This is a genomic window from Pseudomonas kielensis, assembly GCF_030505375.1.
GTDB lineage: Bacteria > Pseudomonadota > Gammaproteobacteria > Pseudomonadales > Pseudomonadaceae > Aquipseudomonas > Aquipseudomonas kielensis.
Map to the genome: position 1 here is coordinate 1202559 of NZ_CP130043.1, position 12261 is coordinate 1214819.

The 12261-nt window shown below is 62.8% G+C and carries 10 protein-coding genes; 1 reads left to right on the forward strand and 9 read right to left on the reverse strand.

Annotation, left to right across the window (positions count from 1 at the left end):
- Positions 1 to 5: 5 nt before the first annotated feature.
- From Q1W70_RS05965 to pmbA, 6 genes are all read right to left on the reverse strand, one after another.
- Complete coding sequence (locus Q1W70_RS05965; RefSeq protein WP_166588765.1) at positions 6 to 899, reverse strand: ZIP family metal transporter; 894 nt, start codon at positions 897 to 899, stop codon at positions 6 to 8.
- 31 nt (positions 900 to 930) lie between these two features.
- On the reverse strand, positions 931 to 1542 hold the full coding sequence (locus tag Q1W70_RS05970) for a superoxide dismutase (protein WP_166588766.1): 612 nt from the start codon (positions 1540 to 1542) through the stop codon (positions 931 to 933).
- Position 1543: 1 nt separating this feature from the next.
- Complete coding sequence (locus Q1W70_RS05975) at positions 1544 to 1981, reverse strand: DUF2753 family protein (protein ID WP_166588767.1); 438 nt, start codon at positions 1979 to 1981, stop codon at positions 1544 to 1546.
- A gap of 27 nt (positions 1982 to 2008) precedes the next feature.
- Entirely contained in the window at positions 2009 to 3385 is a 1377-nt protein-coding gene (locus Q1W70_RS05980) for a class II fumarate hydratase (protein WP_185818587.1), read from the reverse strand.
- Positions 3378 to 3773: a FagA protein gene (locus tag Q1W70_RS05985; RefSeq protein ID WP_166588769.1), complete on the reverse strand. Its 396-nt coding sequence runs from the start codon at positions 3771 to 3773 to the stop codon at positions 3378 to 3380. Before Q1W70_RS05985 ends, Q1W70_RS05980 begins: the two co-directional genes overlap by 8 nt.
- A 237-nt stretch (positions 3774 to 4010) precedes the next feature.
- Positions 4011 to 5357, reverse strand: a complete 1347-nt coding sequence (gene pmbA / locus Q1W70_RS05990; RefSeq protein ID WP_166588770.1) for a metalloprotease PmbA — start codon at positions 5355 to 5357, stop codon at positions 4011 to 4013.
- Between the two features lie 108 nt (positions 5358 to 5465).
- On the opposite strand from pmbA, the gene yjgA reads away from it, so the two are divergent.
- Positions 5466 to 5990, forward strand: a complete 525-nt coding sequence (gene yjgA, locus Q1W70_RS05995; protein ID WP_095169341.1) for a ribosome biogenesis factor YjgA — start codon at positions 5466 to 5468, stop codon at positions 5988 to 5990.
- A 48-nt stretch (positions 5991 to 6038) separates the two neighbouring features.
- Here yjgA and tldD read toward each other — a convergent pair whose 3' ends face one another.
- From tldD to Q1W70_RS06010, 3 genes are all read right to left on the reverse strand, one after another.
- Positions 6039 to 7481 carry a metalloprotease TldD gene (gene tldD, locus Q1W70_RS06000; protein ID WP_095169340.1) on the reverse strand — a complete coding sequence of 481 codons (1443 nt, stop codon included), beginning with the start codon at positions 7479 to 7481 and terminating at the stop codon, positions 6039 to 6041.
- A 16-nt stretch (positions 7482 to 7497) separates the two neighbouring features.
- Positions 7498 to 8346 carry a carbon-nitrogen hydrolase family protein gene (locus tag Q1W70_RS06005; RefSeq protein ID WP_166588772.1) on the reverse strand — a complete coding sequence of 283 codons (849 nt, stop codon included), beginning with the start codon at positions 8344 to 8346 and terminating at the stop codon, positions 7498 to 7500.
- 70 nt (positions 8347 to 8416) lie between these two features.
- Positions 8417 to 12220, reverse strand: a complete 3804-nt coding sequence (locus Q1W70_RS06010) for a YhdP family protein (RefSeq protein WP_166588773.1) — start codon at positions 12218 to 12220, stop codon at positions 8417 to 8419.
- Positions 12221 to 12261 lie beyond the last annotated feature (41 nt).

A 12261-nucleotide genomic window follows, 5' to 3' on the forward strand; every position in this document is an offset into this window, starting at 1 on the left:
CAGCCCTACCCCAGCGCTGTATCCATCACCATCATCAGGCAAAACCCGATCAGCAAACCCAGGCTGGCAAGCTTCTCGTGGCCATTGCGGCGCGACTCGGGGATCACCTCATGCGTCACCACCAGCAGCATCGCCCCTGCAGCCAGGGCCAGGCCCAACGGCAGGATCACCTCGGCCAGGCTCACCAGCCAGGCACACAGCAGTGCAAACACCGGCTCGACCAGCCCTGATGCGGCGCCGATCAGGAAGGCCTTGACCCGCGACATCCCGGCCCCGGCCAGCACCAGCGCGATGACCAGCCCTTCCGGCACATCCTGCAAGGCAATGCCCATGGCCAGGCTGTCTGCGTCCGCCATGCCACCACCGGCCGAGACTCCCACGGCCATGCCTTCTGGAATGTTGTGGGCAATGATGGCGAATACGAACAGCCAGATGCGTGGCGGGATGACTGGGCGCTCTTGGGTGCCCACCAGCATCTCGGGGGTCGCACCGGACATCTGACGATCCACCACAAACAGCCCGAACGCCCCCAGCAGGATGCCGCAGCAGATCAGGCCGCTGGCAGCCCAGGAGGACAGCCCCAGACTTTCAGCGGCGGCGATTCCCGGCACAATCAGCGAAAAGGCCGTTGCTGCCAGCATCACCCCGGCGCCAAAACCCAGCAAGGTGTCGCTGAGCGCCACCGGCATCCGCCGGATCACCAGCACCGGCACCGCGCCCAGGGCCGTGCCCAGCGCGCAGATCGCCCCGCCCTGCAGGGCCCGCATCAACTTTGGCTCAAGGTTGAGCCACGCCAGGCCATGGGCCACCAGCAAGGCAGTACCTGCCAGCAGCAGGAGCGAACCCAGCGCATAACGAAACATTCGCCCACTGCTGATCGTCAGTGTTTCAGTGCCCATAAGTGGCCTTAGATCTTCTTACAGTGAAGGCTCAAGCCAGCGCAGCCTGATAACGCTGCGCAACTTCCGGCCAATGGATAACGTTGTAAAACGCATTGATGTATTCCGGGCGACGGTTCTGATAGCGCAGGTAATAGGCGTGCTCCCAGACATCCAGACCAAGGATTGGCGTATTGCCATTCATCAACGGGCTATCCTGGTTGCCACTGCTTTCCACCACCAGGGTCTTTTCTGGGGTCACACTCAGCCACGCCCAGCCACTGCCAAAACGGCTCAGCGCGGCCTTGGTGAAGGCCTCCTTGAAGCTGTCGAAACCACCCAGTTGAGCATCGATCGCCTTGGCCAAGTCGCCTGCTGGCAGACCACCACCGTTGGGCACCATGACCGCCCAGAACAACGAATGGTTGGCATGCCCGCCACCCTGGTTGATCACCGCTGCGCGCAGCTTTTGTGGCAATTGCTGGACACTGGCCACCAGGCGCTCCACCGGCCACTCGGCAAACTCGGTGCCCTCCACCGCAGCATTGAGGTTGTTGATGTACGTCTGGTGGTGCTTGGTGTAGTGGATCTCCATGGTCTGCGCATCGATATGCGGTTCCAGGGCATCGTAGGCGTAAGGCAGGGCCGGCAAGGTAAAAGCCATTTTAATGAGCTCCATAAAAAGCGTGCGCGGCATTGGGCTGCGCAGCGGTATCGATGTGCAGCAAACGCTGGGTACGCGGGTACTCGCCGTACTCGCTGATGAACGTGAGCAGCTCGACATAGGTCTTGCTGCTTTGACGCAGTGCCGCCTCACGTAAGGCCGGTGCCTGACGCGGGTCCTGCAGGGTCTGCAACAGCATTTGATGGATGGCGCACAGGTATTCAGCGCTCTCCTCCGGCTGGTTCAGGCGCAGATGCAGGTCGGCGAGGTTGTGATGGGAGATCACGCAGGCGGCTACCGCCTCGTCCGCGTCCGCCCAGCGGGCGAACAACACCTGGGCCAGTGCCAGGGCCTGCAGGTAGGCCTCGCGAGCATCGATCAATTCGCCCAGCATGAAGCAGCGGTTGGCCCTTTCGATCGTGCGTTTCCAGTGCTCCATGGTGAGCCTCCTAAGCGGTGACAGTGATTACACGCCGCCTGCGGTGAGCTTTTCCGGATTGAGCAGCTCTTGCAGTTGGCTTCGCGACAGGTCGGTGTGCTCCAGGGCCACATCGATCACCGGGCGACCTTGCTGGTAAGCGGTCTTGGCGATTTCGGCGGCCTTCTGATAGCCAATGATCGGGTTGAGCGCAGTGACCAGGATCGGGTTGCGCGACAGAGCTTCCTTGAGCTTGGCCTCGTTGACCTTGAAGGTAGCGATGGCTTTGTCCGCCAGCAGGCGACTGGAATTGGCCAGCAACTCGATGCTGCTCAGCAGATTCTGGGCAATGATCGGCAGCATCACGTTCAGCTCGAAGTTGCCCGACTGCCCAGCGACGGTGATCACGCTGTCATTGCCGATCACCTGCGCGGCCACCATCGCGGTCGCTTCTGGAATTACCGGATTGACTTTGCCGGGCATGATCGATGAACCCGGCTGCAACCCTTCGAGCTCGATTTCACCCAGGCCGGCCAAGGGGCCTGAGTTCATCCAGCGCAGGTCGTTGGCGATTTTCATCAGCGATACGGCAGTCGCCTTGAGCTGTCCGGACACCGCCACGGCGGTATCCTGGGAACCGATCAGGGCAAACAGGTCCTTGCCTGGAGTGAACGGCACCTTGGTCAGGGCGCTCAGTTGCTGGCAGAAACGTGCCGCGAACTGCGGGTGCGCATTGATACCGGTGCCCACCGCCGTGCCTCCCTGGGCCAGGGATTGCAGGGCCGGCAACAGATTGTGCACATGACCGATGTTGGCCCTGAGCTGCTGCGCCCAACCGTTGAGCACCTGACTCATACGCACTGGCATGGCGTCCATCAGGTGGGTACGCCCGGTCTTGATGAACGGGTGAACCTGCTCGGCCTTGCGCTCGATCACCTGCACCAGGTGCTCAAGCGCCGGCAGCAGTTGTTCATGCAGCGCCAGTGCGGCGCTGACGTGGATGGTGGTCGGAATGATGTCATTGCTGCTCTGGCCACAATTGACGTGGTCGTTTGGATTGATCGGCTCGCCCAGCAGGCGACTGGCCAGGGTGGCCAATACTTCGTTGGCGTTCATGTTGGAACTGGTGCCGGAGCCGGTCTGGAAAATATCCACCGGAAAGTGCGGCATGAAATCCCCTTCGAGCAGCCCCTGGGCCGCATCGACAATGGCCTTGCCCTGGGCTTCGCTCAACTGCTGGAGCTCCACGTTGGCCTTGGCAGCGGCCGCCTTGGCGAGGATCAGCGCACGAATGAACTGCGCCGGCATGCGCTGGCCGCTGATGGGGAAGTTGTCCACGGCGCGCTGGGTCTGTGCGCCGTACAAGGCGTTTAACGGGACTTGCAACTCACCCATGCTGTCACGTTCGATACGGGTATTACTCATCGGGAAATCCTTGCACCAGTTCAATGAGGGGAATGGAGGGCAACAACTCGCAGGTCGCCAGTTGCCAGGTGTAGCTTTGCCAGCGCTTGAGCCGGCACTTGCACAACGACAAGCGCTCCAGGTCGCGCAGTGGTCGCCAGGCCTGGTCCAGGCAGAGGCTGCGCCAATGCCAGGGCAAGGCGACATCGGCAGCGGTGTCGAGCAGCAAACGAAATGAGGTTTCAGCAACGGTCCAGGCCGAAGTGGCCGTACAACAGGACAGATACCGGCCTTCGGCCAGGTAATGTGCGATCAGGCGCGGTTCGTCAGGCTCCAGCGCACAGCGGATCTGACGACTCATCCAGCGCCAGCTTTCGAGGTAAGGCTGCTCGTGCAAGGCAGAACTCATGACCCAGACTCATTCGGTAATGAGATTTATTATTAGATGATAATGAGAACCAAAACAAGTCCGCTGCGAACGGAGGACTCATTGCGGGAGTGTCCGTTGGGTTCCTGGGGAGTGTTCGACCGCCATCGCGAGCAAGCGGAGCGCCGCCCGGCTCGCTCCCACTGGGGGCCGGGTAAGGCACATAAAAAAAGGCGCGCCATCCGATGGGATGGCGCGCCTTTTTTGCAGCGTTAAGGTTTAGCTGCCCGCCACCGTCATCCGCTCGATCAGCACCGAGCCGGTGCGAATATTGCTGCGCAGTTCCAAGTCATTACCGACGGCCACGATCTGCTTGAACATGTCGCGCATGTTGCCGGCAATCGTCACTTCCTGGACGGCAAACTGGATTTCCCCGTTCTCGACCCAGAACCCTGCCGCGCCCCGGGAGTAATCGCCGGTCACCATGTTCAGCCCATGGCCCATCAGCTCGGTCACGAGCAGGCCACGACCCATGCGCCGCAACAGCGCTGCCTGGTCTTCATCACCATGGGTGACGAACAGGTTGTGCACGCCGCCCGAGTTGGCGGTGCTCGGCATGCCGAGCTTGCGGCCGGAATAGGTACCCAGCACGTACGAGACCAACTCGCCGTTTTCGACGAATGGCTTGGCGTAGGTGGCCAGGCCATCACCGTCGAACGCCGAACTGCCCATGGCGCGCATCAAGTGCGGGCGCTCATCGATGGTCAGCCACTCAGGAAACAGTTTCTGCCCCAGCGCGCCTTCGAGGAAGGATGACTTGCGGTACAGATTGCCGCCGGAGATCGCCCCCAGGAAACTGCCAAACAGGCCGCCCGCCAGCTCGGCGGAAAACAGCACCGGCACTTCACAGGTTGGCACCGGCCGCGCGCCCAGGCGGCTGGCGGCGCGCTGCGCTGCGCGTTGGCCAATGCTCGACGGATCGGCCAGCAGGTTGCCCTGGCGATTGACGTCATACCAGTAGTCGCGCTGCATCTGGCCGTCGGCCTCGGCGATCATCACGCAACTGAGGCTGTGGCGGGTCGACGCATAACCACCAATGAAGCCATGACTGTTGCCATACACCCGGCAGCCCTGATGGGTGCTGAGGGTCGTGCCATCGGCATTCTTGATCCGGCTGTCGGCGGCAAAGGCGGCGGCTTCGCAAGCCAGAGCCTTCTCGATCGCCTGCTCAGGCGTGATGTCCCAGGCGTGGAACAGATCGAAGTCCGCCAGGTCCTTGGCCATCAGCGCGGCATCGGCCAGGCCCGAGTGTTCGTCTTCGGAGGTGTGCTTGGCGATCGCCAGTGCCGCGGCAACGGTTTCGCGAATCGCCTCGGCGCCACTGGCCGAGGTGCTGGCCGAGCCTTTGCGCTGGCCAACATACAAGGTGATGCCAAAGCCCTGGTCGCGATTGAACTCAACCGTTTCGACTTCTCGTTGGCGTACCGAAGTCGACAGGCCCTGCTCAAGAGACACAGCCACTTCGCAGGCACTGGCACCCTGGCGCTTGGCTTCGGCAATGATCTGCTCGACTTGCTCTTGCAGTGCCGGCAACGCTTGTGGGCCGACGCTTTCAACTGCACTCATGCTGTTCTCCACTCAAATTCTGCTTTCGGTTAAGGCCATCGAGCGACCGGGCCGGACAAGCGGCCCCCGACTGGTTATCATGGCGGCGTTTCTTTGCGGACGGCCACCATGGTTGATTCTTACGACGACTCCCTCGATACGGGAGAAAAAAGCAAATCCCAGGTCAAACGTGAGCTACATGCTCTGGTTGACCTTGGCGAGCGCCTTACAACACTCAAGCCTGACTTGCTGGCAAAACTGCCTTTGACCGACGCCTTGCGCCGGGCCTTGGCCGATGCGCCCAAGCACACCGCGAATATCGCGCGTAAACGGCACCTGCAGTTCATTGGCAAGCTGATGCGCGATCAGGACACCAGTGCCATTCTGGTACTGCTGGACCAACTCGACGCCTCCACTCGCCAATACAACGAACGTTTCCACGGTCTGGAACGCTGGCGTGATCGCTTGATCGCCGGCGACGACGCTGTCCTGGAAAAATTCGTCATCGAGTACCCGGACGCGGACCGCCAGCAATTGCGCTCCTTGATCCGTCAGGCTCAGCACGAGGTTGCGCAAAACAAACCTCCTGCTTCCAGCCGTAAAATCTTCAAATACATCCGCGAGCTGGACGAGACACAACGCGGCCTGCGTTGAACCTCGTCGCGGATGGGTTGCCTGGCAACCCATCCGCAGCTCCACCCCTTACGCGCCCGTGCCACCCACGGTGATCGCGTCGATTTTCAAGGTTGGCTGGCCGACACCCACCGGCACAGACTGCCCATCCTTGCCACACGTCCCCACACCGCTGTCCAGCGACAGGTCGTTACCGACCATCGACACCCGACTCATGGCTTCCGGCCCGTTGCCGATCAGGGTTGCGCCTTTGACCGGTGCGGTAATCTTGCCGTCCTCGATCAGGTACGCTTCGCTGGTGGAAAACACGAACTTGCCGCTGGTGATATCAACCTGGCCACCGCCGAGGTTTGCGCAATAGATGCCCTTCTTCACCGAGGCGATGATTTCTGCCGGATCGCTTTCGCCACCGAGCATGTAGGTGTTGGTCATGCGGGGCATCGGCAGGTGCGCATAGGATTCGCGTCGACCGTTGCCGGTACGTGCCACGCCCATCAGCCGCGCGTTGAGCTTGTCCTGCATATAGCCCTTGAGCACGCCGTTTTCGATCAGCGTGGTGCACTCGGTCGGCGTGCCTTCGTCATCGACGCTCAACGAGCCACGGCGACCGGCCAGGGTGCCGTCGTCGACAATGGTGCACAGCTTGGAAGCGACCATCTCGCCCATGCGGCCGCTATAGGCCGAACTGCCCTTGCGGTTGAAGTCGCCTTCCAGGCCGTGGCCCACCGCTTCGTGCAGCAACACCCCGGACCAGCCCGAGCCCAGCACGACGGGCAAGGTGCCGGCCGGCGCCGGGATCGCTTCCAGGTTCACCAGCGCCTGGCGCAGGGCCTCGCGGGCGTAACCCATGGCACGGTCTTCAGCCAGGAAATAGCGGTAGTCGGTCCGCCCGCCACCGCCGTGACCACCGCGCTCACGACGGCCGTTCTGCTCGACGATCACACTGACGTTGAAGCGCACCAGGGGTCGCACATCCGCCGCCAGGCCACCGTCGGTGGAGGCCACCAGGATCCGTTCCCAGACCCCGGCCATGCTCACGGTGACTTGCTGGATGCGCGGATCGAGCGCACGCGTGGCGACGTCGATGCGCTTGAGCAGCTCGACCTTTTCCGCACGGCTCAACACTTCCAGCGGGTTATCCGGCGCGTACAGCTGGGCGACGTCCTGGGTGGTAAAAGCCTGCACCGTGCCGTTCTGCCCGGCGCGGGAGATCGAACGGGCCGCACGGGCCGCCAGGCCCAGGGCTTCCAGGGTGATGGCATTGCTGTAGGCAAAACCGGTCTTCTCACCCGATTGCGCCCGCACACCCACGCCCTGGTCCAGATTGAAGCTGCCTTCCTTGACGATGCCGTCTTCCAGCGCCCAGGACTCGGAGATCTGTCCCTGGAAATACAGGTCGGCGGCATCGATGCCCGGCCCCGCCAGGTCACCCAGCACGCTTTGCAGGTTCTCGATGGTCACGCCGCCTGGCGCTAGCAGATGTTCACTGACTGAGGACAACAACTCGCTCATAGGTTTACGCCTTAATTCAACGTTCTGAGGCAGGTCGCTGTGCGCCCTGCGAGAAAAAGCGCCGGTGACTGGACACCGGCATCCGCGCCCTGATGGACGCCTGTTCGCTGCTATCACGTTCGGCCAGCAGCACGGCCTCGCCTTGGTCCTGCTGGGCCAGCACGCGCCCCCAGGGGTCGACAATCGCGGCGTGACCAAAGGTCTCGCGCGGCCCCGGGTGTGTGCCTCCCTGCGCGGCCGCCAGCACATAACACTGGGTCTCGATGGCCCGCGCCCGGATCAGCACCTCCCAATGGGCCGCACCGGTCACCGCGGTAAACGCCGCAGGGGCGGTAATCAGCTCAGCCCCGGCGGCGCGCAGTTCGCTGTACAGTTCGGGGAAGCGCAAGTCGTAACACACCGTCAGGCCAACCCGGCCTACCGGCGTCTGGGCCACCACCACCGTACTGCCATGAGCATAGTCATCGGATTCACGGTAGCGCCCCCGATTGTCCGCCACATCGACATCAAACAGGTGCAGCTTGTCGTACCGCGCCACGGTTTCGCCATGCTCGTCGACCAGCAACGAACAGGCATTGGCCTTCGCCTGGGGTTGATCGCGCGGCGGCAATGGCAGGGTGCCGGCCACTATCCATAACTTGAGGTCACGGGCGGTCTGTTTCAACCATGGCAGGATCGGGCCGTCGCCCAGCGCCTCGGCGCGGCCAAGTTCAGCGACGTCGCGCCGCCCCATGGCAGCGAAGTTTTCCGGCAGCACGGCCAAGCGTGCGCCCGCCTCGGCGGCCTGCTCGAGCAACTTGCGGGCCTGGGCAAGATTGGCCAGCACATCGCTCTGGCTGACCATTTGAATCACCGCAAGAGACATGGCGCACTCCGTTTCAGGTAAGCGGCCATGCTACTCCATAGGCCCTTGGCGTGCGTTCGGAAAAAGCGCCTCAAAAAGGTTTTTCAAAGGTGATCTTCGGCTCTTTTACCGGGCCCTTGACGGTGTACTTGACGCTGGCAAATCGCGCCACCCGATCACCGATCAGTTTGTCGATCAGGAACAACGCACCACCCACCGCCGGCGCGCCGACGATCAGCGCGGCAATCGGCAGGTTATTGGTCAACGGCAGGGTGACCAGCACCTTGGCATCGATCCGGTCAGCGACCATGTCCAGGGTGCCGTTGAGCTCCAGGTTACTCGAGGGGCCGGTCAAGGTAATCGGCTCGCGGGTGACATACACCCCGCTGCTGGCGACCAGCAAGCCCTTGACCCGGTCGTAGCTCAAGCCCTTGTCGAACAGGTCGGAGAAGTCCAGGCGCAGGCGTCGGCCAATCGAGTTGAAGTTGAGCAGGCCGAATACCCGCAGCGCCTGCGCGCCCCCTTCGACTTCAACCATCTGCCCCTTGTTCAGCGTGGCATCCAGGCTGCCGGAGTAGCGTTTCAGGCCGACCCAGGCCGGTGAACCGGGCCACCGCCCGTCGATATCCAGGTGAAAGTTCTCACTGGTTACCGTCGGTGCGAACCCCCAGCCCTTGAGCACATCCGCGAGGTTCTTGCCCTCGAGTCGGCCCTTGTACCAACTGCTGGTGGCGCCCGGCACACCTTCCCAGCCGCCCGCCCCCTGCAGCTGCATACCCTTGAGCCCCAGGTTCATGCTGTTGAACGCCAGCCCCTTGGCAATGGGCCGCACTTTCAGGGACCAGGCACCTACCAGGTCCTTGCCCTGAAACAGCTGAGCGATATTGATATCCAGGGCCGGCACTTTGGTCGGGTCGACCGAGGCCAGTGGATCCGGGGCATTTTCGTCGGCCTGCACCGCTGGGTCCGGCGCCGGCAGGCGCACATACTGCAGGTTCACAGTAATCGGAGCGCCCTTGGCATCAGGCAGCCCGACCGCGCCCTTGACCTGCTGGCTATCGAGTTGCAGCGCCCAGGCGGTCGGCTTGCGATCCAGTTGCAGCCGCGCCTGATCCAAGGTGGTGCCGAACCCCGTGAGCTTGCCGACCCGGAAGTCGGCACCGCTGAGCAGCTGTTTGGCACTGCCCCCCGGATCCTGTCCGGAATAACGATCGACCAGGGCATTCCAGGGCTCCACATCCAGCTCCGAAAGCACACCACGGATGCGCAGGCCCTTGGCGCCCGGCAATACCGCGTTGCCGCTGCCAAGGAACAACTCACCACGACCGTCGGCGAAATTGCTCGCTGGCGCGGCGAAAGTGAAGTCTGCCAGGTCGCCGTAGTCGAGCCAGTAGCGCCGCTCGGCGCCCTGCAGGGTCATGCGAAACACCGTGTCGCGGCCCTGTGCCGCCGACATGCCAAAGGGTGCCGGCAAATCAACGGCGACGCCCTTGAGGCTGGAGCTGACCATCAATTGGCTGTCGGCGCCATCAAGATTGAGCTGCAACTGATAGGGGATGTCGCCGGAAACCGGCAGCGGCTGGGTGACCTTCAGCCACTCGGTGAGTTTCTTCACCGTGACCTGGCCGGACGCGGTGACCCGGGTATTGATCTTGCCACCCTTGCCATCGGCGAAGATCCGCGCGCTCACCGGCCGGTCGAAGGCCCGCGCGGTAATGCCCTGGCCACTGAGGCCCTTGGTGCTGTCAAAGCGGAAGTCGCCCTTGAGCTGGGTCAGTTCCAGCTCCGGCTCGCTGAGTTTGAGGCGCGCCTTGGCAGTCTTGAAATCCACCAGGATCTTCGGCTCCTCACCCTGCTCCAGCGGGATGTCGAGCTTCAGCGTGCCTTGCAGGTCACCCTCGCCCTGCCAACCGGCAAAGGTCGGACCGGTGCCGATCGGCGCATCCTGCAGAATCTTCACGCCATCGCCCAGGCCACCGGCAAAGGCGCCATCGATGTACATGTGACTGTTCTTGCCCGCAGGTACGTGGGGAATGTTGACGAAGACATCGCGCACCTGGGTGTCGAGCAATTGCCCTTTGCTGGCCAGGATGCGCACGCCACTGTCCTCGACGAACACATCGCCGCTGATCTTGCTCAGGTGCGGCCAGCCGGGCTGGAATGCCAACTCCGCGTCATGCACCTTGAAGAACAGGCTGATGCTGCGTGCCGCCTCGACCGCATCGTGATTCAGCGAGCCCTGGTACTGGAAGAAACCCTCATCGACCGCCCCCTTGAGAATGGCGGTACGCAACCATTCGTCCAGCGCGGGACTGAGGACCGTGGGCAGGTACTTGGCGGTGTAGCGCCCGTCCCCCTCCAGCAGGCCGACCCGCAGGTCCATGTAGTCTTCCTGGGTCGGGTCGAAGTGCAGGCGAATCAGGAAGTCACCGGCAATCTTGCCTTCTTCTCCCAGCACTTTCAGGTACGGCGCAATCAGGGTGAAGCCTTGCTTGTCGAGCTTCCAGGTCAGCCGTGCGTTGGCCTGGATGTACTGCCATGGCTTGGCGAAGATCGGGTCCAGGTGCAGGGAGAAGTCCTTGCTGTCCATGCGCAGTTCGCCCTGTCCGAGATCACCGCTGATGCTCCCGGACACGTTACGGGCCGCGGGCGCGCCGTGATAGGCATCAAAGCCGACCTGCTGCAGATTGGCGGCGAAGCTGAATTTGCTGTCGTCGGTGGCTTCGGGGCGGATGTCGAGCAGTACATTGCGCAAGGTACCGGTGACCTTGAGTCGCTCCACTGTCGTGGCCACCCCTTCAGGCAGTGGCCCCAGGGCATTGAGGATCGGGGTGATGGGGGTCAGGTCGAGGCGGTCGGCCTGCAGGTGCCAGAGCTCCTGGGTTTTTTCCGTGCTGGAGGTCTGCTGCAATTGCAGGCGGGTTTCCCAGCGAGTCTCACCCAGGTTCAAGGCCAGCGAATCCAGGCTCAGCTTGAAGCCTTCGGCGCTGCGCTGGAAAAAACCGTTGAGCGCCAGATTGTTGATCTGCACCGGCTTGCGCTCGCCGTAGGCGCCCTTGAATTGCGGGGCATTGAGGCGGATCGCGGCGCTTTGCAAGGTGCCCTTGCCCCAGGTTGCCCACAACTCCCCTCCGGCCTTGATCTGGGAAAACTGCCATTGCTGGGTGATTCTTGCCGGGAGCCAGCGCGCCCAGTCACTTTGCGGCAGGCTCAGGTAGGCGTCGGCCTCGGCGTCTCTCCATTGGCTGGGGCGAATCCGGCTACGCAGGTTCATGGCCAGCGGTTGGCCGTCGGGCAGGGTCAACCGCACGTCGAGGCGTTGCTGGCTGCTGCCAGTCTTGAGACTCAGGCCCACGTAAGTCAGGGTCAGCGGCGGCTGGTCCAGCGGTTGCAGGGTGATCTGGCTGTCGAGCACCGACAGCTGGGCGAGCATCTGCATCTGGTTCAGCAGTTGCTCGGGGTCGAGGGGTTTGTCCTGCTGCACCGGCAGGCCTTCGAGCGACCATTGACCGTCGACCCCCTCCTTGAGGCTGATCTTCAGGCCATCGAGCTCCAGGTGCTGGACGCGCACCGCGCGTGACAACAGACTGCCCCAGACGTCGGGCACCACCCGCACCTTATCCAGGTGCAAGGCGTTGGCGCCCTCCCCGACCGTGACGTCGTGCGCCAACAGGACCGGCGACATGCCGCTCCAGCGTCCTTCCAGGGTGCCGATCTGCAGGGGCATGCCAAGCGCTTCACGGGCCTTGGTCTGGACCTCGGCCCGATACTCGGCCACCAGCGGAAACAACTCCCGCCCCAGGTTGACGTAAAGCGCGACCAGCACCAGCAACAACGCGCAAAGCCCCAGCCCCCAGCGGGTCAGCGCGCCCAGAATGCGGATCAGACGTTCCATGTCAGTGGGTCCCCATGGAAAACAGGTTTCGCGAGTGCTGA